The sequence below is a fragment of the Rhizobium sp. NFR07 genome (assembly GCF_900111905.1).
Classification (GTDB): domain Bacteria; phylum Pseudomonadota; class Alphaproteobacteria; order Rhizobiales; family Rhizobiaceae; genus Neorhizobium.
The window spans coordinates 25,071-50,548 of the sequence record NZ_FOKM01000005.1; the positions used below are offsets into that span (position 1 = coordinate 25,071).

Consider the following 25,478-nt stretch of genomic DNA (forward strand, 5'->3'; position numbering starts at 1 on the left):
CTGCATCAGCTCCGGTAGTCGCCATTGATGGCGACATATTCCTTGGTCAGGTCGCAAGTCCACACGGTCGCCTTGCCCGATCCAAGGCCAAGGTCGACGCGAACCGGAATGTCCTGGCCCTTCATCACGTTCGAGGCCGCCTCTTCCGAATAGCCCGCGTCGCGCTCGCCATTGACGGCAACGCGCACGTCGCCGAACCAGATCGCCAGCTTGTCGCGGTCGGCGGCTTCGCCCGCCTTGCCGACGGCCATGACGATGCGGCCCCAGTTGGCGTCCTCGCCGGCGGCCGCGGTCTTGACCAGCGGCGAATTGGCGATCGACAGCGCGATCGTCTTGGCGGCCGCGTCGCTTTCTGCGCCCGTCACGGTGATTTCCAGCATCTTGGTAGCGCCCTCGCCATCGCGGGCGACCTGGATCGCGAGATCCTTCAACAGGGCATTCAACGCCTCGCGGAAGGAAGCGAGCGCCGGATCCTTTGCGTCGACGATCTGCTTCTGGCCATCCTTGGCGGCAGCGCCGGTGGCAAACAGCATCAGCGTATCGGAGGTCGACGTGTCGCTGTCGACGGTCATCGAATTGAAGCTCGGCTCGACGCCGGCCGACAGCAGGTTCTGCAGCACGGGTGCCGCGATATCCGCATCGGTGACGACGAAGGAGAGCATGGTCGCCATGTCCGGCGCGATCATGCCCGCACCCTTGGCAATGCCATTGATCGTCACCTCGACACCGCCAATCTCGGCGGTGCGGGTGGCAACCTTCGGATAGGTATCGGTGGTCATGATCGCCTTGGCGGCTTCCTGCCAGAAATCGCCGGTCGCGGTCTTGTGCATGTCGCCGAGCACGCCGGCAAACTTGCCGGCATCGAGCGGCTCGCCGATGACGCCGGTGGAGGCGAGATAGACTTCATTCTCGCCGCAGCCGACGGCTTCCGAAGCGGATTTCGCGGTCAGTGCCGTCGCAGCCTTGCCCTTGACGCCCGTAAAGGCATTGGCATTGCCCGAATTAACAACCACGGCGCGGGCAACACCGTGCGACAGGTTCGAGCGGCAGAAATCGACAGGTGCCGAAGGGCATTTGGACTTGGTGAAGACGCCTGCAACTGTCGCCGGCTCGTCGAACACCATCATCAGCACGTCGGTGCGGTTCTTGTACTTGATACCGGCAGCCGCTGTCGCCATCCGCACGCCGCGGACCACGGGCATTTCGGGATAGGATTTCGGCGCGAGAGGGGAGATGGAAGCGGACATCGGCGGACCCTGGCTGTCTAATATGAAAGGGGCCCGGATGAACCGGGCCCATGATTGCACTTACTGCTGAGCCGGCGCGGTGGGCGCGGCGGCGTCCGGAGCCGCAGCATCGCCGCCGGCATCCTGCATCTTGCCGACTTCTTCATAACCCTTCTTCAGGGCTTCGTCGGTGATCTCGATCTTCTGGTCGGCCTTCGCCTTGTCGATCATCGCGACATACTTGTCGCGCATGACGAGCTGCTTGACCTGATCCTTGACCTGCTCGAACGGCGGCGGCGGGGCGTCGCGCTTGTCTTCGAGCTTGATGACGTGGAAACCGAACTGGGTCTTGACCGGGGTCTTGGTATAGGCGCCCTTTTCAAGCGCCATTGCCGCCTGTTCGAATTCCGGAACCATGCGGCCCGGGCCGAACCAGCCGAGGTCACCGCCTTCGTCCTTGTTGGAATCCTGGCTCTTTTCCTTGGCGATCGCAGCAAAATCCTTGCCGGCATCGAGGTCGGCGATGATCGCCTTGGCCTCGTCCTCGGTCTTCACCAGGATATGGGCGGCCTTGATTTCTTCCTGCTTCGGCAGGCCGGCGATTTCCTTGTCGTAGCGGGCCTTCACCTCTTCATCGGTGGTGGCTTCGACGACATGCTTGCGGAAGAAGGCGTTATGCAGCTCGCGGTCGCCGATATAGGCCATGCGCTGCTTGAAATCTTCGGTCTTGTCGACGCCTTCAGCGATTGCGCCGCTGGCGAGAAGCTTGATGTCGATGGCGCCGGAAAGGGCCGCGACCTTCTTCTGGTCGTCGGGCAGCTGGGCGAGCTGGGGATCGAGATTCTGTACGGCCAGATCCAGCTCGGACTGGTGGATCTCCAGATTGCCGACCTTGGCGACGACCGGGTCTTCCTGCGCGAATGCGGGAGCCTGGAAGGAGATCGCAGCGGCGATGGCCGCCGTTACGAGAAGTTTGTGGCGCAACATCAAGTTACCTTTCGCATGGACGCCGGCCTCGTGTGAGGCCAGCCTAAAATCCTTCACAAACACCGGAATGTGGCCATTCTGTATCGGCCGCAACCGTTGACATAATTCGGACCCCCTCTTATCTGTCACGCAACTTGGCGTCCAGAAGAGTTTCCGGGCGCAGCGGGTCAATTTGCCGGCACCGGAAACGACCGGCACTCTGCCCCGTCTCCCATGGGACTGAGATCAGAAAGGACCATTTGCATGGTCAGCTTCGGCGGCATCGCCCGCAAATTGTTCGGTTCGGCTAACGAGCGCCGCGTTCGTGGCTACAAGCCGACACTCGAAAAGATCAATGCCATCGAGGAAACGACCAAGGCGCTGACCGACGAGCAGCTCGCCAACAAGACCGTCGAGTTCCGCCAGATGCTGGCCGACGGCAAGACGCTCGATGACATCCTGATCCCGGCCTTTGCTGTCGTGCGCGAGGCCTCCCGTCGCGTTCTCGGTATGCGGCCGTTCGACGTCCAGCTCACCGGCGGCATGATCCTGCATGACGGCGCGATCGCCGAAATGAAGACGGGTGAAGGCAAGACGCTGGTCGGCACCCTGCCCGTCTATCTGAACGCACTGTCCGGCAAGGGCGTCCACGTTGTCACCGTCAACGACTACCTCGCCCAGCGCGACGCCGGCATCATGAGCCGCCTCTACAGCTTCCTCGGCCTTTCGACCGGTGTCATCATGCATGGCCTGTCCGACGAGGAACGCCGCGCGGCCTACGCCTGCGATATCACCTACGCGACGAACAACGAGCTCGGCTTCGATTTTCTGCGCGACAACATGAAATACGAGCGCGGCCAGATGGTTCAGCGCGGCCACAACTACGCGATCGTCGACGAAGTGGACTCGATTCTGGTCGACGAGGCGCGCACGCCGCTGATCATTTCCGGTCCGCTCGACGACCGCTCCGACCTCTACACGACGATCGACGCGTTCATCCCGCTGCTCTCGCCGGAAGATTACGAGATCGACGAAAAGCAGCGTTCGGCCAACTTCTCGGAAGACGGCACGGAAAAGCTGGAAAACCTGCTGCGCCAGGCCGGCCTCCTGAAGGGCGAATCGCTCTACGACGTCGAGAACGTCGCGATCGTGCACCACATCAACAACGCGCTGAAGGCTCATAAGCTGTTCTCGCGCGACAAAGACTACATCGTCCGCAACGATGAGATCGTCATCATCGACGAGTTCACCGGCCGCATGATGCCTGGTCGCCGCTTCTCCGAAGGCCAGCACCAGGCGCTAGAAGCCAAGGAAAAGGTGCAGATCCAGCCGGAGAACCAGACGCTCTCCTCGATCACCTTCCAGAACTATTTCCGCATGTATTCGAAGCTCGCCGGCATGACCGGCACGGCATCGACCGAAGCGGAAGAATTCGGCAATATCTACAAGCTCGAAGTGGTCGAGGTTCCGACCAACCTGCCGATCGCCCGTATCGACGAGGACGACGAGGTCTACCGGACCTTCGAAGAAAAGTTCCAGGCAATCATCGGCGAGATCAAGGATGCGCATGAGCGCAACCAGCCGGTTCTCGTCGGCACGACCTCGATCGAGAAGTCGGAAATCCTGGCGACCATGCTGCGCCAATCGGGCTTCGACAAATTCCATGTCCTGAACGCCCGTTATCACGAGCAGGAAGCCTATATCGTGTCCCAGGCCGGCGTGCCGGGTGCCGTCACGATCGCCACCAACATGGCCGGCCGCGGTACCGACATCCAGCTCGGCGGCAATGTCGACATGCGCCTCGAGCGCGAGCTCGAAGGCATCGAGGACGAGGCCGAGCGCGACGCCAAGGAAGCCGCGATCCGCGCCGAGATCAAGGAACTCAAGGCCAAGGCTCTCGAGGCCGGCGGTCTCTACGTCATCGCCACCGAGCGCCACGAAAGCCGCCGCATCGACAACCAGCTGCGCGGCCGTTCCGGCCGTCAGGGCGACCCTGGCCGCTCGAAATTCTACCTGTCGCTCCAGGACGACCTGATGCGCATCTTCGGCTCCGACCGCATGGACGGAATGCTGCAGAAGCTCGGCCTGAAGGAAGGCGAGGCAATCGTCCATCCCTGGATCAACAAGGCGCTGGAACGCGCCCAGAAGAAGGTCGAAGCCCGCAACTTCGACATCCGCAAAAACCTTCTGAAATACGACGACGTCACCAACGACCAGCGCAAGGTCATCTTCGAGCAGCGTCTCGAAGTGATGGATTCCGAGGACGTTTCGGAAGCCGTCGAAGACATGCGCACCGAGGTTATCGAGGTCATCGTCGCAAAGCACATCCCTGAGCGCGCCTATGCCGAACAGTGGAACGGCGCCGGCCTGCACCAGGACGTAGAGCGCCTGCTCGACCTCGACCTGCCGATCGAGGAGTGGGTTAAGGAAGAGGGCATCGGCGAAGACGATATCCGCGAGCGCATCACCCAGGCCGCAGAGGCTTCGGCGAAAGATCGTCGCGACCGCTTCGGCACCGACGTCATGAACTATGTCGAACGCTCGATCCTGCTACAGACGCTGGATCACCTGTGGCGCGAACACATCGTCAACCTCGACCACCTGCGCTCCGTCATCGGTTTCCGTGGCTATGCCCAGCGCGATCCGCTGCAGGAATACAAGGCGGAAGCATTCGAGCTATTCCAGGCGCTTCTCGCCAACCTGCGCGAGGCCGTCACCGCCCAGTTGATGCGCGTCGAGCTGGTCCAGAACCCGCAGGCACCTGAACCGCCGCCGGTCTATGAGGAACATCACCTCGACCCGCTGACCGGCGAAGACCAGGTGACGGGCCGCAGCGGTCAGGACTTTATCGCAGCCCCGCAGGACCGCCGTCCGGAAGATCCCTCCACCTGGGGCAAGATCGGCCGCAACGAGAACTGCCCTTGCGGTTCGGGGAAGAAATACAAGCATTGCCACGGCGCCTTTGAGCAGGCGTAAGGCCCGCACGAACCCCGTGAAATGACCGATTGGCGCCGCCCGCAAGGGCGGCGTTTTCGTTTGGTCTGGACCATGCCCGCTAACGGCTGTAACTGTGCGGAAGAACCGTTTCTTAACCCTGCCATGGCAGGGTCCACCCATTGTTTGTGCGGCATTAAAGAGCATCGCGTGCCCCTCATGGCGGTCATCGAAACAGTGGAAAGACTGCTCCCGCCAAGCCTGCGTGCCCGGGTCGTGCCGCTTGTCGGCAAGGTCGCCACCGCACTGACCGACAAGGGCGAGACGGCACGCGCGCAGCGCCAGGCACTGACCGCGTTTGCCATCCGCATCGCCAGCGCCGCCATCGCCTTCCTGTCGCAGATCCTGCTTGCCCGGATCATGGGCGAGTTCGAATACGGCCTCTATGCCTTCGTCTGGGTGATCGTCATCCTGGCCGGCAGCCTGTCCTGCCTCGGCTTCCACACCTCGATCATCCGCTTCTCGCACCGATATATCGCCGACGGCGAGCCGGGCATGGTGCGGGGCCTGAACATCGCGTCCTGCCTGATCGCGCTTGCCGCCTCCACGGTTTTCGGATGCCTCGGCTTCGCCTTCCTCTTCCTCTTCGGTGATCATATCGAGCCCTATTACGTCGTGCCGGTCGGCATCGCGCTCTTCATCATTCCGATGATTGCCGTCGGCGATATTCTGGATGGCATGGCCAGAACCCGGGGCTGGACGATCTCGGCGCTCGCCCCGACCTATATCCTGAGGCCCATCCTGATCCTCACCTTCATGGCGACGGCAGCGCTGTCGGGCGCGCCGGCAAGCGCCAGGACCGCCATGGCGGCCGCGCTGGCGGCAACCTACGTGACCACCTTCGCTCACATCCTGCAGCTGACCCTTCGGCTGCGCGGCGCCTATGGGACTGCGCCGCGCCGCTACCAGCTCGGCACCTGGCTCAAATTTTCCCTGCCGCTCTTCCTCGTCGACGGCATAAGCTTCCTTCTGACCAATGCCGATGTGGTCGTGGTCGGCCTCTACCTCCCGCCCGATCAGGTGGGCATCTATTTCGCGGCAGCCAAGACGATCGTGCTCGTGCAGTTCGTCTATTTCTCGATCAAGGCAGCCGCTGCACCACGCTTTTCCGCCATTATCGCCGAGAACGACATGAAGGCGTTGGCGACCTTTGCCGGCGAAGCCGCACGCTGGACGTTTTGGCCGTCGCTTGCGATCGGCATCTGCACGCTCGCGGCCGGCGAACTGCTTCTGTCGCTCTTCGGCCCGGCCTTCACCGAGGGCCACTGGCTGATGGCCATCCTGTTTGCCGGCATCCTCGCCAAGGCATCGGTCGGCCCCGGCGAAGTGCTCTTGAACATGGCCGGCAAGCAGAACCTGTGCGTAGCATTATATGCAATCACGCTTATAGTCGCGATCACCTTGAATGTGATGCTCATTCCGCTCTATGGTCTGACAGGGGCCGCCATGTCATCCGCAGGTGCGGTCATGGTTGAGGCCCTCCTGCTGCACGTCGCCGTTAGGCGCACGCTCGGCATTGTCCTCTTTGCCTTCGCCCGGCCAGACCCCAACCGTCCAGGAGCGACTTGACCATGCGGATCCCGCCGTCGTCCGACGACATCGAGCAAGCCGACGCCAACGGTGCCGCCAAGGAGCAGGCGCCTCGCGGCCCTCTGCCCGAAGCGGATCTGCAGCTGGCGATTGGCAGGACCGGGCGGGAGTTTTCTATCTATCCGGCCGCCCTCGGCTACGATCTGCAGGAGGAACTCGAATTCCTCTCGCATCGTGCCATGGAGCCGAACATCTTCTTTTCCGCCCGCTTGCTCGCCCCCGCCATGCCGCGGGTGGAGGACAAGCAGGTGCGCTTCGCGCTGATCCGCGATGATAACGGCAATCGCAGCCGTCTGCGCCTGCTCATGCCGTTCACGGTCGAGAAACCGGGCTTCTCGGTCGGAGCGCCGATCATCCGCGCCTGGGCCAACCCATTTGGCCCGCTCGGCACGCCGCTCGTCGACGCGGAGGACGCAGCTGAGACCATCGACAACCTGCTCGAAGTGCTCGTGTCGCCGCGGGCGCGCATGCCCTCGATCCTGGTTTTCCCGGATATTCGCGTGAACGGCCGCTTCGCCCAGCTCGCCAAGGCTGTCGCGATCAGCCATGACCTTCCGATCGCGCTGAGCGGAACCGCCCAGCGGCCGATGCTGGAAAGCCTGGTCGATGGCGAGGCCTATCTCAAGCATGCGGTTTCCGCCCATCATTACCGCGAGATGCGTCGCCAGTGGCGCCACCTCGAACGCTTAGGCCCGGTGAACTACAATATCGCGCGCCAGCCGGAAGAGATCCGCCTGCGGATGGAGGAATTCCTGGCGCTGGAGGCGAAAGGCTGGAAGGGCAAGAAACGGACGGCGCTGATCAGTGACCGTTACCGTGCAGCCTTTGCCCGCGAAGCGATCACCAACCTCGCTGAAATCGACGCCGTTCGCATTCATACCATCGATCTGAACGGCCGGGCGATTGCATCGATCGTCGTCTTCCTGATGGCCGGCGAGGCGTATACCTGGAAGACCGCCTATGACGAGAGTCTTGCGCAGCATTCTCCCGGCAAGCTCCTGATCATGAAGCTGACGGAATGGCACCTGGACGATGCCAATATCGTCCGCACCGATTCCTGCGCTGTTCCCGACCATCCGATCATGAGCCGGCTATGGGAAGAACGCGAAGAGATGGGCAATCTCGTCATCGGCCTCAATCGCAACGCCGACCGCGACGTGCGCCAGGTCGCAGCCCAGCTGCATCTCTACCGCAATACCCGCAACATGGCGCGCATCCTGCGCGAGAAGATCATGCAGCTGACGGGCCGCGACGGCTGAGCTGCATATCCCGGCCTTGATAGTCTAACGACAAGCGAAAGCCGGGGCCATGTCATGACCCCGGCTTGCCTCATTCCTGAATGCTGGAGCGTTTCCGCTTTTTCTCCGAAACGCGAAACCGCTCAGATCCTTTAATCTTACGCAGTTCCGAACGCAAAACCGCTACGCACTTTTGCTGGAACTGCCCTAGCGCGAAGCGCTCATGCGCAGCATCCGACAGAGCTGCACGAGAGCCGGATCATAGCCGCCACCGGAAATCTGCGAGCAACGGGTGATCAGCCTGCGTTGTTCGCTGGGCGACATGCTGTCGAAGGCAGCACGTTGCGGACCGGTTAGGGCACCGCCTCCAATGGCGCCGGAGCCGGTACCACCCGTACCGATGCCGCCACCGGTACCGCCGCCGGCACCGGGCCCTCCACCGACGAGCTCCCCGCCGATCCCGACCTGGATGCCCGCGCCCGTGCCGGCCGTTCCGCCGACACGGGCACCAAGGCCCGCATTGACGCCATTGGTACCGCCGATCGACGCAGTCGCACCCGCATCGATCCCATCCGACGTTCTGGCGCCGGCGCCGGCATTCACGCCGCCGCTGCCTCCGATGGAAGCAGATGCACCGGCACCCAATCCGCCTGAACCGCTACTTCCTCCCGAGCCACCGACACTCGCCCCGGCGCCGACGCCGCCGGAACCGCCGAGCGACGCGCCGGCACTGACACCGCCGCCTCCGCCGATACTGGCGCCCGCATTGGCACCGTTTGCACCACCGACGGACGCGCCGGCCCCAAGGCCGCCATTACCGCCGCTGATCCCGGCACTGACACCATTGGCACCGCCGATCGATACGCTTTGCGCGACAGCGGGCACTGCCAGTGCCGCTGCGACGCAGGTCGACACAAGCACCAAACTAACTGACCTGTGCATGATATTCTCCTCCATGTGGTCCGCACGCTGCGGGCCGACGACGGGTATCAATGCGCATCCCGGCGCTTGTGTTTCAGAATGTTCTAATATAAATTCCACATAGGCTTAACGGCTTTTGCGCCCCATATCCCGGACGTCAGGAAGCAGGACATGCGGCCGCTGCATGCAGCATATTTTCGCGCACTTCCTCCTTGCACTTGGCCGACGGCGCATGATAGAGCGCTGATCACCCTCCGTGCCCCGTTGGCGGAATTGGTAGACGCGCCTGACTCAAAATCAGGTTCCGAGAGGAGTGCTGGTTCGATTCCGGCACGGGGCACCAGAATTCACCTACATTGAGAGGCAATCATGGATGTAGACCTGCTCAAAGCACTTCTGCGCCCCCGGAAACGCTCTCATTACCTCGGACGGGTTTGGAGAAGACAAGGCGCACTCGATCCGGCTCTTGTGACCAGCGGCTGTATTTCCGCTGGAATCAGCACGCTCGGCTACCGCTATCTTGATAAATATCCCGTCCTCCTCGATGTGAACGGGAGAAGCATTACCGAATCGGTCCTGCGTCACGGCCATTTCCAGTTCGATCTCTTCGAAGTCCTCAGCCAATTCTATCCGAGGCGGGACGTGCAGTTCATGCACATCGGTGCCAATATCGGAACGTCGTGCCTTAACGCGTTTGAAGCGGGCTTCCGCGACATTGTTGCTTTCGAGCCCGTTGGCCAAAACTTTTCTCTCTTGCAGCACAACGTATCAGGCTTGGGTGTCAAAACCCGACATCAGGCAGTCGGCACGGAACCGGGCCGACTGGAGATTCATCTCAGCCGTGGCAGCACCGGCAAGAACTCCTTCATGAGGGACTTCGGTGAAGGCTCGGAGGAGGTCGAAGTCGTGAGACTGGACGACGTCGTTGACTCCAAGCCGGGCTTTCTCTGGATCGACACCGAGGGATATGAGGTGCATGTGCTTCTCGGCGCCGAGAGCTACCTGGCCAACCATGCCGAGGGACTGTGCGTCGAGATAACGCCAAGCATGCTGAAGGATGAAGGAGTAGCCAAGCTCCAGACCATCCTCATCCGGCACTTCAAGCACTTCTACACGTCGTCCGGCCAGAAGATCGAGACACTCGACCTTGGAAGCCTAGTCGCCGATGGCCGACAGATAGACCTATTCGCCGTTAAGTAAAAGATCTTCGGGACGGCGCCTTCTTCCAACGGATCGAGGCGCTCACTCCTACTTTACGAGATGCGCTGCCGCCTTAGCAAGATCGATATCGCGCCGCTGCGCTATCGCGGCATTGAATTCCGGCTCGTCCGTCTTCGCTCCGGAACTGATCTTCAACACGGGAATGGCGGAGAGGTCGACCGTTTCAGGGATGCGTTCCGCGAGATCCTTTTGGGTCATGATGCGCTTCAGCAGCAGCGCGCCCTTCATTGAGATCTTCGGCGTGAAATCCCAGATCCGGGCAGCCTTGCGATCCGTTCGAACGACATATTCGAACATGTACATGACCCAGAAATAGTGAAGCAGCTTGCCGCGCTTGCCGTAGTAGCGCTCCATCCTCTCGGCCCAGCGCGTCACGAGATAATTGCCCGGCAGCGCCGCTAGAAACCAGTTCTGCATCACGCGACCTGGATAGGTGTCTGGAAAGGCAAAGAATCCGCTCTGCATCAGCGGCGGCAGCCAGTTGTCGAGCGGCATCTGGCAGAAGCTGGTGGCATCCGCCCAGACCCCGCCATGATCCCGTAGCAGGGCGACGCGAATGAGGTCCGCCTTCCACTGTATCTTCCGCATACCACCCGCCTGCGGCAGGCTCACGAATTCGTCGAGGTTGTCGTCGGATAAAAGCCGCACATCCCACCCGGGATTGTGCCGGATCCAGCTCGCGACCGAAGCCTGGACCACAGGCGGCGCCTGATCGAGCGGCTTGTCCCAATAGAGCCAGATCGTCTTCGGCAGGCGCTTCGGCAGTGCGTCGATCGCCCAGTTGTAATTCTGGACATGCAGCTTGCGCTTGCCCACGAATGTGCGGCGGATCGAGTGGGCGATCTTTTTCCAGATCAGGAACGCGTCGAAAATAGGCATCGTCACGGGCGTATTCCTATCTCTCGAAATCGATCTTCGTCATGAACCCCAGGTCAACCAGTTGCGCGCCGTCGCGGAACTGCCACGAATGTTCGTCGACCAGTTCCAGCTCGCCCGAACTCTGGAGCTCCGACATCATCGCCTTGTAGTGTTCCGAATCGTTATAGTGCTGCTTGCCCTGAGCCGCCTCGGCGATCTTCTCGCGGTAGTTGGTGAAGAACTTGAAGTGAAGCAGCGCGCCCCACATCGCGCCGAAATTCCGGTCATATGGCAGGGGGCGGTGCAGGCTGCTGCCGAAGAAGCAGGTATCGTCCCAGAAAATCACCGGATACTTGATGAGCTGGTTGTCTTCATTGAAGCGACGGCGCCGCGGGCCGCCCTGGATGCTCAACCCGCGCCTCTCGGCTTCGCAGCTGTAACCTTCGCCGTCAAAATGATTGGAAAAGACCCATGGCATGTCCGCCTCGGCTCCCGGCTCGCGCGCACCCGGCCCCGAATACATGTCGATCATCGGCGAAGGCAGGCGCCTCGCACCTTCCCTTTCCAGCACGCGAATGAGTGCCCGCAGCGGTTGCCGTTCCCACTGGTCGTAGAGCAGGAATTCATCCGAATCGACATTCAGATACCAGCGGTCCTTTCCATAGTGGCGAAACAGCTGTTCGCGCCAGCGGCGACCGCGCCGTGCCTCTCCAAAACGCAGCGGCGAGGTCCACAAGTCCACATCCGGCTGGGCCAAAAGATAGTCGCGCGTTCCGTCCTGCGAGACGTCGTCGACGCAGATGAAGCGTGTCACGCCGAGGCGGCGGTAATGCCTGAGGAAGAACGGCAGGATGGTCAGGTCGTTGTGGGTGACGAAAACCAGCGGCAGGTCTTCGGGCGACAGAGGCTTGACCGCTGCGGCGGGCGCAAGCGGGACATCCTGAGTGTCACGACGTTCGCGCCGGGTGATGCGCCATGTCTCATAGGCCGTGCGCAGCCTGTCTTTCATGCTCCGACGGATATCGGGTCGACCGTTCCTGAAAGGGTAGTCCACTCTGTTCACCTGCCTGTTGGGCAAAACACATGATGCGGCGGCAGTCCGGCCGGCACATCTTTGCCCGTCTCGTACTAAACAAGACGGGCGCTGGCAATCGGAGGCTCCCTGCAGCCCCCTTGCGGCCTTCAGTCAACGATCACGCGAATGTGCCGGAAACGGCGGCGCCCGTGGCCGCGTCCACCGGTTTACAGAAAGGCCCGTCATGCTCTACAGCTTCGCCACGATGCCGTCACACCGGTCATCCATGCAGTGCATGGCCGGCTCGACGGTGAGCAGCAAGGAGAGCCCCATGGCGCTGACAACCACCGCCCCGACCAACCGCCCCGGCACCGGCCATGCGATACTCGTAACGCTCGGCATGGCGGCGGCCGTCGGCGGCGCTCTCGGTTTCCAATATCTCGGCGGTTACATTCCCTGCGCTCTCTGCCTGCTGCAGCGCGACCCCTATTATTTCGGCATTCCCGTCGGCATTCTTGCCATCGGCTCGGCCGCCTTCGGGCTTCCGGCCTGGATTACCCGCGTGCTGCTGATCATCGTCGGCATTATGATGCTCGTGGGCGCCGGCATGGGCGTCTACCATTCGGGCGTCGAATGGAGCTTCTGGCCGGGACCGGCAAGTTGCGGCGGCGGCGCGGGCGTCACCACCAATGCCGGCAATCTGCTGGGCGACCTCAACACCGTGCACGGCCCGTCCTGCACGGAGGCTGCCCTTCGCGTGCTCGGCCTCTCCTTCGCCGGCTGGAACGTCATCGCCAGCGTCGTGCTCGCCGCTATCGCCTTCATCGGCGCGAAAAAGGCCGCTTGAGTTAAATCAAGCCAGTTTACGAGAGGCACTCTCCCCTCATTCCTCCGCCCCCACGGCTTCGCCGACGGGATGTCACGGGAATCCTGCCATATGAAGGGCTTCGCGTAAAAGGGTCTCTTGCGCCGCAGACGCGGCGCTGCCGGATTCCTGTGACGATCACAGGAATGAGGAAGAAGACGGCGCCTTACGGCTGCAGCTCAGTATCCCAGTAGAGATAATCCATCCAGCTTTCGTGCAGATAGTTCGGCGGAAAGAGCCGGCCGTTATTGTGCAGGTCCTGCACGCTTGGCGGATAGGGCTTCTGGTGCGGGAACATGCCTGCCTGCTTGGGCAACTTGCTGCCCTTCCTGAGATTGCAGGGCGAACAGGCCGCGACCACGTTTTCCCAAGTTGTCTCGCCGCCATGGGCGCGCGGGATGACGTGGTCGAAGGTCAGGTCGTCATGCGCACCGCAATACTGGCATTCGAACTTATCCCGCAGGAACACATTGAAGCGGGTGAAGGCGGGGTTACGGGTCGGCTGGACATAGGTCTTGAGGCTGACGACGCTTGGCAGCTTCATCGTGAAACTGGGTGAACAGACCGAATGTTCGTATTCGGCGATGATGTTCACACGGTCAAGAAAGACCGCCTTGATCGCGTCCTGCCAGGACCACAACGACAAGGGATAGTAACTCAGCGGCCGGTAGTCAGCGTTCAGGACGAGCGCCGGCAAGGCCTGCGGGGAGACTGCAATCGTCAAATGACGCTCCTACCCGATTCGGCATCTATCTCCTCTATATTAGGTCCGTTGTTACAGGATTGTGAAGCCCAATAAATGCAGTGGCTTCGTTCACCGAAGCTTCGCACAGATTTAAGCGATCGGCAGGCCATTGCGCCGCATGGCGACGGCATAATAGGCCCAGAACAGGCGGGCCGCGATGGATCGGTGTGGCGCCCATTGCGCGGCCATCGCAGCCAGCGCTTTCGAATCGGGCCGCGTGTCCATGCCGAAAGCACGGCCGACGGATGCCTGCAGCGCCACGTCGCCGGACGGGAAGACATCCGGATGGCCGGCGCAGAACATTAGGTAGACCTGCGCCGTCCAGGGGCCAATGCCGGGCAGCGACGTCAGCCTTTTCATCGCCTCGCCACCGTCCAGCTCACAGATGCCGTGCAGATCGACTGTTTCGTCGAGGACAGCCTGCGACAGTGCCATCAGGGTCGCAGCCTTTGCCCTGGAGAGGCCGAATGTGGCGATGACGTCGGGGCCGAGCGCGGCATAGGCCGGCGCCGTCACCGGACCGGCCGCTGCAATCCTGCGCCAGATCGCATCGGCACTGGCGCGCGAAACCATCTGCGACACGATGATCGAGGCAAGACCGGCAAAGCCCGGCTCGGAGAGACGCAAGGGAAGCGGACCGGCCAGTTCGGCGATCGGCGCAAGCCGGGTGTCGAGCAGCAATAATTGCTCAAGCCCGGCCGCGACATCCGCTTCGCATGTTATGATCCGCACCGATCCATTCTCCCGTTGGCCCTTGGGCCCAAAGCATGGCAGAAGACTGCATGCCGACCCGACATCCTGCCCCTTACCCTGATAGCCCTGTCTTCCGCTTCGCGCCAAGCCCGAATGGGCTCCTGCATCTCGGCCATGCGCTTTCCGCACTCATGAACCACGACATGGCAAGCGCGCAGGGCGGCCGTTTCCTGCTGCGCATCGAAGACATAGATGTGGCGCGCTGCACACCCGAATTCGAAGAGATGATCTATCGGGATCTCGCCTGGCTCGGCCTCACCTGGGAGATGCCGGTGCGGCGGCAGTCGGAGCATTTCGATTTCTACCGGCAGGCGCTGGACCGGCTGCAGGATATGGGCCTCGTCTATCCCGCTTTCATGACCCGCGGCGAGGTGAAGTCGCGCGTGGCAGACTACGAGCGCGGCGGCGGTAGCTGGCCGCGTGATCCGGATGGTTCGCCGCTCTATCCGCACGACGACCGGCATCGAAGCGAAACCGAAAGGCGGCAACTGATCGCCGAGGGTGTTCGGCATGCTTACCGGCTGGATATGGACAGGGCGATGGCGGCGGCCGGAAAAGCGCTTTCCTGGAAGGAGACCGGTGAAGACCGTATCCGGGAGGTTACAGCTGATCCGGGTCTATGGGGCGATGTCGTGCTGTCGCGCTCGGATGCGCCGTCGAGCTATCATCTCTCCGTCGTGACGGACGACGCGCTTCAGGGCATCACCCATGTGGTACGCGGGCAGGACCTGTCTGCCTCGACCGCCGTGCACCGGCTGCTGCAGGTACTGCTCGATCTTCCCGAACCGGTCTATCACCACCATCGGCTGATATTGGACAGCGACGGGCGGAAGCTTTCAAAAAGCGAGGGTTCAACCGGAATTGCGATTCTTCGAGACGAAGGTCTCCTCGCCGACGACATTCGCCGCCTTGTCGGCCTCTAGGCTTTGCGCCCGGCGCACCTTTCGCTGCCGCTTGACCTGCTTGACCACCGAATAGACCTTGTACTTGAGGATCGCAGCATTGAACTCGGCGCCAAGCATGAAGATCACGCCGACCATATAGAGAAACACGAGCACGATCATGATCGACGCCAGGCCCGCATAGGTCGCGGCATAATTGGCGAAGGTCGAGAGATAGGCGGCGAAGCCGAAGCCGAAGGCGGTCCAGAGCACCACGGTGAGCGCGACGCCCGGCAGGATGTCGATCAGCCGGCGATGGCCGGCTGGCAGCCATTTATGCGAACCGAGCAGGCCGATCATCAGCAGAAGCGCCGTGCCGATCAGGCCCCAGTTGGCGACGGTATTCAGATCACCGATTAGCCAGGGAAGATCGCTTATCAGCCAGGAGAATCGTGTCTGGGCGAACCGGCTGGCGATGGGGACGGCCAGGAGCAGGATGCTGATGACGGCAAAGATCATGACCGCCAGGATGACATAACCGAGGCTGGCGAGGCGCGTCACATACCAGGGCCGCGTTTCCGTCACCCGGTACGCGCGATTGAGGGAAACGCGCACGGCCTCCACCCCGTTCGAGGCGAAATAGGCGGCCGCCAGAACCGAGACGGTGAGCAACCCGCCACGCGGCATTTCAAGCACCCGCTGAATTTCAGACGCGATCGGATCGGCGATATCCGCCGGCCAGGCGTCGAACATCACATGCAGCGTCGTTTCGGAAAATCCGCCCGCGCCGAGGAAACCGGCCAATGCCGTACCGAAGATCAGGAAGGGGAAAAGCGCCAGCAGGCCGGACAGCGCGACATGGCTCGCCATTGCCCAGCCGTCGTCCTCGGAGAAATGCCAATAGGCATCCCACAATACCTTGAAGGCCAATCGGTGCCATCGTGGCCGACGCATCTCTTCCGACAATGAACACTCCGTTGTGACTTCCGGCGAAATATGGGAGGAACACCGCCACTTGTACAGGTAAGCCGGGATATACTTAACAATGACTGCCACAAGAACGATCATCGTCACCGGCTGTTCCTCCGGCATCGGCGCATACTGCGCAAGAGCATTGAAGGCAGACGGCTGGCGCGTCTTCGCCACCGTGCGCCGGGACGAAGACCTCGCAGCACTCGAAGCCGACGGGATCGAGGCGCTGGTCATGGACTATACGAAACCCGAGACGATCGCCCGGCTGGTCGAGGCCGTTGCAGACAGGACGGGAGGCCGGATCGACGCGCTGTTCAACAACGGCGCCTATGGCCAGCCCGGTGCCGTCGAGGACCTGACGACCGACGTGCTGCGCGAGCAGTTCGAGACCAATGTCTTCGGCTGGCATGAACTGACCCGCCGCGTCATTCCGATGATGCGGACGCAGGGAAAGGGCCGGATCGTCAATTGCTCGTCCATCCTCGGCATCGTTCCCTATCGCTATCGTGGTGCCTATACGGCCTCCAAATATGCGCTGGAGGGGCTGACAGTGACCATGCGCATGGAGCTTGAAGGCAGCGGCATCGGGGTCAGCCTGATCGAGCCGGGTCCGATCGAATCGCGCTTCACGGCCAATGCGCTGGCCAAGATCAACGATCACATCGATCTCGAAGGCTCGGCCCATGCGGCCGAATACAGGCGCCAGTTGAGACGGCTCGATGGAAGCGGCCCGGTTAATCGCCACAGGCTCGGCCCCGACGCGGTCCATGAGGTTCTCCGCCAGGCCCTCAACAGCCCTCGTCCGCGCCCGCACTATCTGGTAACCAGACCTGCCAAACAGGGCGCGTTGTTGAAGAGGCTGCTTCCCGCTTCGCTTTTCTATACGCTGTTGAAGCGGTTCGACTGACGGGAGGAGCCCGATGTCTACATTCACCACCATTCTCACCGTGATCGTGATGGGCCTCGTCGTGCTCGTCCTGATCCGCGGGCTGTTCACGATGATGAAGGGCCAGGACGCCAACCGGTCCAACAAACTGATGCAGCTTCGGCTGGTTCTGCAGGCGGTCGCGATCGTGCTCATCATGCTGACGCTCTGGATCACCGGCGGCGGCAGGCCCACCTGAGGAACGGCAAGACCATGGTCAAACTCAACAAGATCTATACCCGCACCGGCGACAAGGGCACGACAGGGCTCGTCTCGGGACCGCGCCGTGAAAAGTTCGACCTGCGCGTCGAAGCCTATGGCACGGTCGACGAGGCCAATTCCGCCGTCGGCCTTGCCCGCCTCCACACCGCCGGTGTGGACGAACTGGATGTCATGCTGGTGCGCATCCAGAACGACCTGTTCGACCTCGGCTCCGACCTCGCCACGCCCGACACGGGCGAAGAGCTCGATTACGAGCCGCTTCGCATCATCGAGGCGCAGGCGGAGCGGCTGGAGCGCGAGATCGACAGCCTGAACGGCGAGCTTGATCCGCTGACATCCTTCGTCCTGCCGGGCGGCACGGCCGCGGCCGCGCATCTGCACATGGCCCGCACGGTGGCGCGGCGCGCCGAACGGCTGATGGTCGAACTGTCCCGCCAGGAACGGGTCGGCGAGGCGGCGCTGAAATACATCAACCGCCTTTCGGACTTCCTGTTCGTTGCGGCCCGCTTTGCCAACGATCGCGGACAGGCTGATATTTTGTGGGTTCCGGGGAAGCACAGGTGAGTGGCTACGCTAAGGATAAGCGGGCCCAGCCTCCCTCATTCCTACGCTTGTCACAGGAATCCAGCCAGCCCAAGTCATTGGGCTGAGAAAAACTCTTTCGCCGCGCAGACGCGCGCCGACTGGATCCCTGTGACAAGCACAGGGATGAGGGCAGAACGTGTGGAGACGTTAGATGTTCATTCCGCTGCATGACGCGAACCAGCTGAGATACATCAAGGTGCAATACGTCACGATCGGGCTGATCGTCCTCAACGTACTGGCATGGCTGTTCACGACGCTGGCCCCTTCCGACCAGTCGGAGCGGGCGGCGATGGCGCTGGGCTTCATCCCGGCGCTGATCTTCGATCATGCGGTACTGGACCCGTCGCTCGTCATCGTGCCGGAAGACGCAACTTTTCTGACCTACGCATTTCTCCATATCGACTTCTGGCATCTGGCGCCGAACATGCTGTTCCTTTGGGTCTTCGGCGACAATGTCGAGGATGCTCTGGGCCATGTCCGCTTTCTTGTCTTCTATCTGCTTTGTGCCGCAGCGGGTGCAGCACTCCACGGGCTTGTCGGCCCCTCGTCTGAAGGCCCGCTGATCGGCGCATCCGGTGCTGTGGCAGGCGTGGTCGCTGCCTATTTCCTGCTGCATCCGAAGGTGCGAGTCTGGGTGCTGGTGCTGTTCCGTATTCCACTTCCGCTGCCCGCCTTTATCCCGCTGGCGCTCTGGATCGGCCAGCAATTCGTCATGCTGGCGCTCGAACTCGATGGCATGGTCTCCTGGGGCGCCCATGTGGGCGGCATCGTTGCCGGTGCGCTGCTGGTTCTCGTCATGCGGCGCAAGGGCGTGCCGCTGTTCGACAGGCAGATCGTCACACCCCGTGCCGTCCGGCACAGAACGAGCGTTCCGCGGGTGGGCACCCTTGCCGAATAGGGATATGAGAAATGCGCAAGTGCCGGCATGGAATTCGAGTGCAAATCGCGTTGTGTTCGGCCGAAAAATGCGTATCCATGTCGCCCACTGACAATTGAGGAGATGGCAAATGTCGCAATTTGCCGTCAGTGAAAGTCAAGGAAGGACCCCATGAAGATCCTGGTGCCTGTCAAGCGAGTGGTCGATTACAACGTGAAGATCCGGGTGAAGCCGGATGGTACGGGCGTCGAGCTGGCCAATGTGAAGATGTCGATGAACCCGTTCGACGAAATTTCCGTCGAAGAGGCTCTTCGCCTGAAGGAAGCAGGCAAGGCGGAAGAGGTGATCGTCGTTTCGATCGGCCCGGCCAAGGCGGAAGAAACGCTGCGCACCGCACTCGCCATGGGCGCCGACTGCGCGATCCTGGTCGAGACGGATGACCTCGTCGAGCCGCTCGCCGTCGCCAAGATCCTGAAGGGCGTCGTCGATGCCGAACAGCCCGGCCTGATCATCGTCGGCAAGCAGGCGATCGATGACGATGCAAACCAGACCGGCCAGATGCTCGCGGCCCTGCTCGGCTCCGCCCAGGCGACCTTCGCTTCCAAGATCGAGCTTTCCGCCGACAAGGCGACCGTGACGCGCGAAGTCGATGGCGGCCTGCAGACGATCGAAGTCACGCTCCCGGCCGTCGTCACCACCGACCTTCGCCTGAACGAGCCGCGCTACGCCTCGCTGCCGAACATCATGAAGGCCAAGAAGAAGCCGCTCGACAAGAAGTCGCCTGCCGATTTCGGCGTCGATACCGCGCCGCGCCTGAAGGTGTTGAAGACGGAAGAGCCGGGCGGCCGCAAGGCGGGCGTCAAGGTTTCGAGCGTCGAAGAGCTGGTTTCCAGCCTCAAGACCGCCGGCGTGATCTAAGGGACAGGAGAGAACATCATGGCCATTCTTCTTTTCGCCGAACACGACAATGCAAGCCTCTCCGACCAGACCGCCAAGGCGCTGACCGCGGCCACCCAGATCGGTGGCGACGTGCATATTCTGGTCGCGGGATCCGGTGCGCAGGCTGCGGCCGATGCCGCCGCCAAGCTCGCCGGCGTCTCCAAGGTTCTGCTTGCCGACGACGCGAGCCTTGCCAACAACCTCGCCGAACCGGTCGCGGCCCTCATCGTTTCGCTGGCGCCTGCCTATGACACGATCATCGCGCCGGCCACGACCTCGGCCAAGAACATCATGCCGCGCGTCGCAGCCCTGCTCGACGTGATGCAGGTGTCGGAAATCATCGAGGTCGTGTCGGCCGACACGTTCAAGCGCCCGATCTATGCCGGCAACGCGATCCAGACCGTCCAGTCGACCGACGCCAGACGAGTCATCACCGTGCGCACGGCATCCTTTGCCGCGGCGGGCGAAGGTGGCTCGGCTTCCGTCGAAAGCGCCTCGGCTGCCGCAAACCCGGGCGTATCGAGCTTCGTTTCCGACGCGCTCTCCTCTTCGGAGCGCCCGGAGCTGACCTCGGCAAAAATCATCATCTCGGGCGGCCGTGCACTCGGTTCCTCGGAAAAGTTCCAGGAGGTCATCCTGCCGGTGGCCGACAAGCTGGGTGCTGCCGTCGGCGCATCCCGCGCCGCCGTCGATGCGGGTTATGCCCCGAACGACTGGCAGGTCGGCCAGACCGGCAAGGTCGTTGCGCCGCAGCTCTATATCGCGGTCGGCATTTCCGGCGCGATCCAGCATCTCGCCGGCATGAAGGATTCCAAGGTCATCGTCGCCATCAACAAGGACGAGGAAGCACCGATCTTCCAGGTCGCCGATTACGGCCTCGTCGGCGATCTCTTCGACATCCTGCCGAAGCTCGAAAAGGCGCTTTGAGCATCTGACTTTTCGCAAGCGCGAAAAGTGCTGGAAAAACGCGCTATAGCGGAATAAAAATCTTGCCGGGCGGCCAACGGGCGTCCGGCATTTTCATAAAGGGCCGCGCAATGCGACGCTGGCCCAAAGGGAGCGAGGCAAAGGCATCGTCATGAAGAATATCGGCGTCATAGGCGCAGGCCAGATGGGTTGTGGAATTGCACATGTTTCGGCGCTGGCCGGCTACAATGTGCAGATGTACGACCTGTCGAAGGACCGCATCGAAGGCGCTCTCGCGACGATCAACGGCAATCTTGCCCGCCAGGTTTCCAACGGCAAGCTGTCCGACGAGGACCGCAACGCCGCGCTTTCCCGCATCTCGGGCTCGGCCGATGTCAACGATCTGGCACCGATGGACATGGTCATCGAGGCCGCGACTGAAGACGAAAGCGTCAAGCGCAAGATCTATGCGCAGGTCTGCCCCGTGCTGAAGCCGGAAGCGCTGCTGGCCACCAATACGTCCTCGCTTTCGATCACCCGGCTTGCCGCCGCAACCGACCGGCCGGAACGCTTCATGGGCATCCATTTCATGAACCCGGTGCCGGTGATGAAGCTGGTCGAACTGGTACGCGGCATCGCCACCGACGAGCCGACCTTCCGCGCCGCCAAGGAATATGTGACGGCGCTCGACAAGACGACGACCGTCGCCGAAGATTTTCCGGCCTTCATCGTCAACCGCATCCTGCTGCCGATGATCAACGAGGCGATCTACACGCTCTATGAAGGCGTCGGCTCGGTCGAGGCGATCGACACCGCGATGAAACTCGGCGCCAACCATCCGATGGGCCCGCTGCAGCTCGCCGATTTCATCGGCCTCGACACCTGTCTGTCGATCATGCAGGTGCTGCATGACGGCCTCGCCGACAGCAAGTACCGCCCCTGCCCGCTTCTGGTAAAATATGTCGAAGCCGGCTGGCTCGGCCGCAAATCCGGCCGCGGCTTCTACGACTATCGCGGCGAGACGCCGGTTCCGACCCGCTAAACAATTGGATCACGGCAAAGGGCCGACGATCGCCTGATCGTTCTTCGCGGCGATTGCAGGGATATTGTCCGCGCGCGGTTCGGGCGCGTTGTGCATGTCCCTGAAGAATTCCTCGTGGCGGCGTGGCGTCGACACGAGGATATGCTTTGCCGGCTCGTTCCCCACATTGCTGAACCCATGCACGACGCCGCGCGCCACCTGCACGCGGGCGCCGACCGGCACCAGATGCGTTTCCTCTCCGATCAGATATCTGATCTCGCCGGAGAGCACGATGAACAGCTTGTCCTCCGTCATGGAAATATGCGCCGGCGCCCCGTAGCCGGGCTGGATCGTCATTTCCAGCATGGTGAAGGGAGACGGATAGGGATTGAGGATCCTCGTCTTCATCCCGGCAAATTCTGTGGTCTCGAAATCGAGCGTGATACCAGTTTCCATCGCAGCCTCTGATACGCGGTTGCAGCAGGGGCTCTGTCAGCCCTAGCAAACCAACCTATGGACGCGATAAATCGCCAACAAGGTTGGCAGGCCACCGAATTTCAAACGCAATCAGTTAGATCAGCGGCAGCACTATTTCATCCGACCGGATGAACGCTTAGGCCTGCATGATATCCGTGCGGGAGAAGTCGTTGCCCTTGAACAGCAAGGACACGCCGCGAACCTTCGCGCATGCGTAGGACATGCAATCTGCAAGATTGAGCTGGGCACGGTGACCGCGCCCTTTGCCGTATCGTGCGAAGGCACCAACCGCCGCAGTCGCCACGACGTCATCGATCGGCATGACCGCGACCTGCGCCTCCGCAAGCAGGCGTCCGATACGGGCTTCGACCAGGATGGGATCGATATCCAGCATGGTGGCGAGGCGCATGGATGCTTCAAGTATGACGAGGCCGGATGTCAGGCATCCTGCCGATTTCTCGATACGTTCTGCGTAGTGAGCCGCATCGGGCTCGTCAGCGAGGAGAGCAACAATCACCGACGTGTCGATGAACATCAGGGCTGGCCCCACATGTCGTCGATTTCCCGCTTGCTCGGCATGCGACCATTCGGCCCGGCCTGAGCCTTCAGCTCATCCGCCATGCGCGCGATCCGTTGCGAAAGCGGGACTTTGGCAGTTTCCCGCTTCAACTCTTCCTCAAGTGCCTGGATGACGGCTGTCGTCATCGTCACCTTGCGCTTCCTGGCAAGCTCTTCGGCAAGTTCTCGGGCTCGCTCATCACGAATTTGAAGGGTCATGGGCCTGCTCCAGCGATAATGCCGGATAGTATCATTACAAATGACAGCCGTCATCCATACAAATTAGTGGTCAAACGCCCTTCACGGCCTTTACCAGCGCCTTGGCATCCTCGCTGTCCCAGGCAGCGGGGCCGTTCATCGAGCCGATCAGGCAGCCCTTTTTATCGAGGATCAGTGTCGCGGGCAGGCCGAAGGCGAGACCTTCCTTCTTCAGCGTGTTGAATACGCCCATCGAGCTGTCGCGGTAGAAGGAAAGCTTGTCGAGCTTGTAGTCCTGATAGAAATTCTTCGGCTTCTGGTCGCTGCCGGTATCGATATTGACCGCCACGACCTCGAAGTCACTGCCGCCCATCGTGCTCTGCAGCGCATTGAGTGCCGGCATTTCTTCGCGGCACGGCACGCACCATGTGGCCCAGAGATTGAGCAGCACCGTTTTGCCGGCGAGATCGACGGTCTTCAAATCCTGCCCCTCAGGCCCCTTGAAGCTCAAGTCGAGCGGCCGCGGCGGCTGCGCTTCGACCATTGCTGCGACCTCGCCCTTGGAGAAGGCGGCAACCGACTTGGCGAGATCGACCGCGCCCTTGCATTGCCCGGCGGAGGCGGCCATTTGGCTTCCCGAGCCGCCCTCCATGCCATTGCCAGACCCTGTGTTCCTCACGTATACCGCCACGGCACCGGCAAGGATCCCTGCGACGGCGGCAATCATGATCAATCGGGCGGACGGGAGACCAAGCGGTCTTTTGGACGTCATTACAAAACTCCAGGACTGATATCTCATGGCCGATACGAAGGACGCGACATCTTCCAACCAGATGTGGGGCGGGCGCTTCGCTTCCGGGCCGGATGCGATCATGGAGGAGATAAATGCCTCGATCGGTTTCGACAAGAAGCTGTTCGCCCAGGATATTCGCGGCTCGATCGCCCATGCGACCATGCTGGCCGAAAAGGGCATCATTTCGCCCGAAGATAAAGACCAGATCGTATCCGGCCTGAACACGATCCTGTCAGAGATCGAAAGCGGCCAGTTCGAATTCTCCCGCAAGCTCGAAGACATTCACATGAATGTCGAGGCGCGGCTCGCAACCCTGATCGGCCCGGCTGCCGGCCGCCTGCACACCGCCCGTTCGCGCAACGACCAGGTCGCGCTCGACTTCCGCCTCTGGGTCAAGGAAGAGCTTACCAAGACCGAGCGCATGCTGACCGACCTGATCGCAGCCTTCCTCGATCGCGCCGAAGAGCATGCCGAAACCGTCATGCCGGGCTTCACCCATCTGCAGACCGCCCAGCCGGTCACCTTCGGCCATCACTGCATGGCCTATGTGGAAATGTTCGGCCGTGACCGCGCCCGCGTGCGCCATGCGATCGACCACCTGGACGAAAGCCCGATCGGTGCCGCTGCACTTGCCGGCACCGGCTTCCCGATCGATCGCCACATGACGGCGAAGGCCCTCGGCTTCCGCGAGCCGACCCGCAACTCGATCGACACCGTCTCCGACCGCGATTTCGCGCTGGAATTTCTCTCGGTCGCGGCGATCTGCGCCATGCACCTGTCGCGTCTGGCCGAGGAAATCGTCATCTGGTCGACGCCGCAATTCGGCTTCGTGCGCCTGTCCGACGCGTTTTCGACCGGCTCCTCGATCATGCCGCAGAAGAAGAACCCGGATGCCGCCGAACTGGTGCGCGCCAAGACCGGCCGCATCAACGGCTCGCTGGTGGCGCTCTTAACCGTCATGAAGGGTCTGCCGCTCGCCTATTCCAAGGACATGCAAGAAGACAAGGAACAGGTCTTCGATGCCGCCGAGAACCTGGAACTGGCGATTGCCGCCATGACCGGCATGATGCGCGACATGACGATCCGCGAAGACCGCATGCGCGCCGCCGCCGGCTCCGGCTACTCGACCGCCACCGATCTGGCCGACTGGCTGGTGCGCGAGGCGGGCCTGCCCTTCCGCGACGCCCACCATGCAACCGGCCATGCCGTGGCACTGGCCGAAAAGAAGGGCTGCGAGCTTGCCGAACTCTCGCTGGACGAGCTTAAGGCGATCAACCCGGCGATCAACGACAAGGTCTTCGACGTGTTGACGGTCGACGCCTCCGTTGCCAGCCGCCAGAGTTTTGGCGGCACGGCGCCGTCGGAGGTCAGGAAGCAGATCGCCTACTGGCGCGGCCGCAACTGAGCCCGAAATCCGCAACCATCCGGCAAGCCGGATTAAAGACTGCACAAGCGCGCGGAACTTCGCTATGAAAGTTCCCGCCCCCATGTGCCGGAGAAGGAAGAGAATGTCGAAGTCGCTGGTCAAAATTGCCCGCATCACCTTTGCGCTGAGCCTTGCCGGCGTCGTTGTCGTCGGCTGCGGCCGTAAGGGTGATCTCGACCGCCCGAGCACGCCGGTGGAACAGCAGAACGTCCGCAAGACGACCGAGCAGAAGAACCGGCCCGTTCCCGAGCGGCCCTTCGTCCTCGACCCGCTCCTGTAGTTCGACGCCCCCTAATTCTCGAGAAT

Annotated in this window: 27 protein-coding genes and 1 tRNA gene; 16 read left to right on the plus strand and 12 right to left on the minus strand. The window is 61.9% G+C overall.

Going from position 1 to position 25,478, the window contains the following annotated elements:
• Positions 1-5 precede the first annotated feature (5 nt).
• On the minus strand, positions 6-1,247 hold the full coding sequence (argJ, locus tag BM216_RS12070; RefSeq protein WP_092999436.1) for a bifunctional glutamate N-acetyltransferase/amino-acid acetyltransferase ArgJ: 1,242 nt from the start codon (positions 1,245-1,247) through the stop codon (positions 6-8).
• 60 nt (positions 1,248-1,307) lie between these two features.
• Positions 1,308-2,213 (minus strand): peptidylprolyl isomerase, encoded by a 906-nt coding sequence (locus BM216_RS12075; RefSeq protein ID WP_092999437.1) that lies wholly within the window; start codon positions 2,211-2,213, stop codon positions 1,308-1,310.
• 243 nt (positions 2,214-2,456) lie between these two features.
• Here BM216_RS12075 and secA point away from each other — a divergent pair, with 243 nt between their 5' ends.
• The 3 genes from secA to BM216_RS12090 all read left to right on the plus strand — a co-directional run bounded on the left by secA (position 2,457) and on the right by BM216_RS12090 (position 8,035).
• The gene (gene secA / locus BM216_RS12080) at positions 2,457-5,168 is read left to right on the plus strand and encodes a preprotein translocase subunit SecA (RefSeq protein WP_092999438.1); all 2,712 of its coding nucleotides are present in this window, start codon (positions 2,457-2,459) and stop codon (positions 5,166-5,168) included.
• A 177-nt stretch (positions 5,169-5,345) separates the two neighbouring features.
• Positions 5,346-6,755, plus strand: a complete 1,410-nt coding sequence (locus tag BM216_RS12085) for a lipopolysaccharide biosynthesis protein (protein WP_092999439.1) — start codon at positions 5,346-5,348, stop codon at positions 6,753-6,755.
• Positions 6,756-6,757: 2 nt separating this feature from the next.
• A complete protein-coding gene (locus BM216_RS12090) occupies positions 6,758-8,035 on the plus strand; it encodes a GNAT family N-acetyltransferase (protein WP_092999440.1) in 1,278 nt (425 codons plus the stop codon).
• 186 nt (positions 8,036-8,221) lie between these two features.
• Here the strand turns inward: BM216_RS12090 and BM216_RS12095 are convergent, their stop codons facing one another.
• On the minus strand, positions 8,222-8,956 hold the full coding sequence (locus tag BM216_RS12095; protein ID WP_092999441.1) for a hypothetical protein: 735 nt from the start codon (positions 8,954-8,956) through the stop codon (positions 8,222-8,224).
• 237 nt (positions 8,957-9,193) lie between these two features.
• Between BM216_RS12095 and BM216_RS12100 the strand changes: the two genes are divergently transcribed.
• Both BM216_RS12100 and BM216_RS12105 read left to right on the plus strand, forming a co-directional pair.
• Positions 9,194-9,278, plus strand: a tRNA-Leu gene (locus BM216_RS12100).
• Positions 9,279-9,304: 26 nt separating this feature from the next.
• Entirely contained in the window at positions 9,305-10,135 is an 831-nt protein-coding gene (locus BM216_RS12105; protein WP_092999442.1) for an FkbM family methyltransferase, read from the plus strand.
• Positions 10,136-10,183: 48 nt separating this feature from the next.
• On the opposite strand, the gene BM216_RS12110 is transcribed toward BM216_RS12105, so the two are convergent.
• Together BM216_RS12110 and BM216_RS12115 are read right to left on the minus strand one after the other, a co-directional pair.
• On the minus strand, positions 10,184-11,035 hold the full coding sequence (locus tag BM216_RS12110) for a capsular polysaccharide synthesis protein (RefSeq protein ID WP_092999443.1): 852 nt from the start codon (positions 11,033-11,035) through the stop codon (positions 10,184-10,186).
• A gap of 16 nt (positions 11,036-11,051) precedes the next feature.
• A complete protein-coding gene (locus tag BM216_RS12115) occupies positions 11,052-12,023 on the minus strand; it encodes a glycosyltransferase family 2 protein (protein ID WP_244530162.1) in 972 nt (323 codons plus the stop codon).
• Positions 12,024-12,366: 343 nt separating this feature from the next.
• Here BM216_RS12115 and BM216_RS12120 point away from each other — a divergent pair, with 343 nt between their 5' ends.
• Positions 12,367-12,876 carry a disulfide bond formation protein B gene (locus BM216_RS12120; RefSeq protein ID WP_092999742.1) on the plus strand — a complete coding sequence of 170 codons (510 nt, stop codon included), beginning with the start codon at positions 12,367-12,369 and terminating at the stop codon, positions 12,874-12,876.
• 184 nt (positions 12,877-13,060) lie between these two features.
• Here BM216_RS12120 and BM216_RS12125 read toward each other — a convergent pair whose 3' ends face one another.
• Both BM216_RS12125 and BM216_RS12130 read right to left on the minus strand, forming a co-directional pair.
• On the minus strand, positions 13,061-13,618 hold the full coding sequence (locus BM216_RS12125; protein WP_092999445.1) for an HNH endonuclease: 558 nt from the start codon (positions 13,616-13,618) through the stop codon (positions 13,061-13,063).
• Positions 13,619-13,729: 111 nt separating this feature from the next.
• Positions 13,730-14,371: a DNA-3-methyladenine glycosylase family protein gene (locus BM216_RS12130; protein WP_092999446.1), complete on the minus strand. Its 642-nt coding sequence runs from the start codon at positions 14,369-14,371 to the stop codon at positions 13,730-13,732.
• 35 nt (positions 14,372-14,406) lie between these two features.
• Here BM216_RS12130 and gluQRS point away from each other — a divergent pair, with 35 nt between their 5' ends.
• Entirely contained in the window at positions 14,407-15,315 is a 909-nt protein-coding gene (gene gluQRS, locus BM216_RS12135; protein WP_092999447.1) for a tRNA glutamyl-Q(34) synthetase GluQRS, read from the plus strand.
• Here the strand turns inward: gluQRS and BM216_RS12140 are convergent.
• Complete coding sequence (locus BM216_RS12140; protein WP_092999448.1) at positions 15,244-16,227, minus strand: YihY/virulence factor BrkB family protein; 984 nt, start codon at positions 16,225-16,227, stop codon at positions 15,244-15,246. The genes gluQRS and BM216_RS12140 overlap by 72 nt on opposite strands.
• 91 nt (positions 16,228-16,318) lie before the next feature.
• On the opposite strand from BM216_RS12140, the gene BM216_RS12145 reads away from it, so the two are divergent.
• From BM216_RS12145 to BM216_RS12180, 7 genes are all read left to right on the plus strand, one after another.
• The gene (locus BM216_RS12145) at positions 16,319-17,152 is read left to right on the plus strand and encodes an SDR family oxidoreductase (RefSeq protein ID WP_092999449.1); all 834 of its coding nucleotides are present in this window, start codon (positions 16,319-16,321) and stop codon (positions 17,150-17,152) included.
• A 13-nt stretch (positions 17,153-17,165) separates the two neighbouring features.
• Positions 17,166-17,369, plus strand: coding sequence for a twin transmembrane helix small protein (locus tag BM216_RS12150; RefSeq protein ID WP_092999450.1), 204 nt, complete (start codon positions 17,166-17,168; stop codon positions 17,367-17,369).
• Positions 17,370-17,383: 14 nt separating this feature from the next.
• Positions 17,384-17,956 (plus strand): cob(I)yrinic acid a,c-diamide adenosyltransferase, encoded by a 573-nt coding sequence (locus tag BM216_RS12155; RefSeq protein WP_092999451.1) that lies wholly within the window; start codon positions 17,384-17,386, stop codon positions 17,954-17,956.
• A 172-nt stretch (positions 17,957-18,128) separates the two neighbouring features.
• Positions 18,129-18,875, plus strand: coding sequence for a rhomboid family intramembrane serine protease (locus tag BM216_RS12165; RefSeq protein WP_092999452.1), 747 nt, complete (start codon positions 18,129-18,131; stop codon positions 18,873-18,875).
• A gap of 150 nt (positions 18,876-19,025) precedes the next feature.
• Positions 19,026-19,772 (plus strand): electron transfer flavoprotein subunit beta/FixA family protein, encoded by a 747-nt coding sequence (locus BM216_RS12170; RefSeq protein ID WP_092999453.1) that lies wholly within the window; start codon positions 19,026-19,028, stop codon positions 19,770-19,772.
• An 18-nt stretch (positions 19,773-19,790) separates the two neighbouring features.
• Complete coding sequence (locus BM216_RS12175) at positions 19,791-20,720, plus strand: electron transfer flavoprotein subunit alpha/FixB family protein (RefSeq protein WP_092999454.1); 930 nt, start codon at positions 19,791-19,793, stop codon at positions 20,718-20,720.
• 151 nt (positions 20,721-20,871) lie between these two features.
• Positions 20,872-21,741: a 3-hydroxybutyryl-CoA dehydrogenase gene (locus BM216_RS12180; RefSeq protein WP_092999455.1), complete on the plus strand. Its 870-nt coding sequence runs from the start codon at positions 20,872-20,874 to the stop codon at positions 21,739-21,741.
• A gap of 9 nt (positions 21,742-21,750) precedes the next feature.
• Here the strand turns inward: BM216_RS12180 and BM216_RS12185 are convergent, their stop codons facing one another.
• The 4 genes from BM216_RS12185 to BM216_RS12200 all read right to left on the minus strand — a co-directional run bounded on the left by BM216_RS12185 (position 21,751) and on the right by BM216_RS12200 (position 23,725).
• The gene (locus tag BM216_RS12185) at positions 21,751-22,176 is read right to left on the minus strand and encodes a cupin domain-containing protein (protein WP_092999456.1); all 426 of its coding nucleotides are present in this window, start codon (positions 22,174-22,176) and stop codon (positions 21,751-21,753) included.
• A 157-nt stretch (positions 22,177-22,333) separates the two neighbouring features.
• Positions 22,334-22,732 (minus strand): type II toxin-antitoxin system VapC family toxin, encoded by a 399-nt coding sequence (locus BM216_RS12190; protein WP_092999457.1) that lies wholly within the window; start codon positions 22,730-22,732, stop codon positions 22,334-22,336.
• The gene (locus BM216_RS12195) at positions 22,732-22,974 is read right to left on the minus strand and encodes a type II toxin-antitoxin system VapB family antitoxin (RefSeq protein ID WP_092999458.1); all 243 of its coding nucleotides are present in this window, start codon (positions 22,972-22,974) and stop codon (positions 22,732-22,734) included. Before BM216_RS12195 ends, BM216_RS12190 begins: the two co-directional genes overlap by 1 nt.
• Before the next feature lie 70 nt (positions 22,975-23,044).
• Positions 23,045-23,725 carry a thiol:disulfide interchange protein TlpA gene (locus tag BM216_RS12200; protein ID WP_092999459.1) on the minus strand — a complete coding sequence of 227 codons (681 nt, stop codon included), beginning with the start codon at positions 23,723-23,725 and terminating at the stop codon, positions 23,045-23,047.
• 25 nt (positions 23,726-23,750) lie between these two features.
• On the opposite strand from BM216_RS12200, the gene argH reads away from it, so the two are divergent.
• Together argH and BM216_RS12210 are read left to right on the plus strand one after the other, a co-directional pair.
• Positions 23,751-25,151 (plus strand): argininosuccinate lyase, encoded by a 1,401-nt coding sequence (gene argH / locus BM216_RS12205; RefSeq protein WP_092999460.1) that lies wholly within the window; start codon positions 23,751-23,753, stop codon positions 25,149-25,151.
• A gap of 103 nt (positions 25,152-25,254) precedes the next feature.
• A complete protein-coding gene (locus tag BM216_RS12210; RefSeq protein ID WP_092999461.1) occupies positions 25,255-25,452 on the plus strand; it encodes an LPS translocon maturation chaperone LptM in 198 nt (65 codons plus the stop codon).
• Positions 25,453-25,478: the final 26 nt, after the last annotated feature.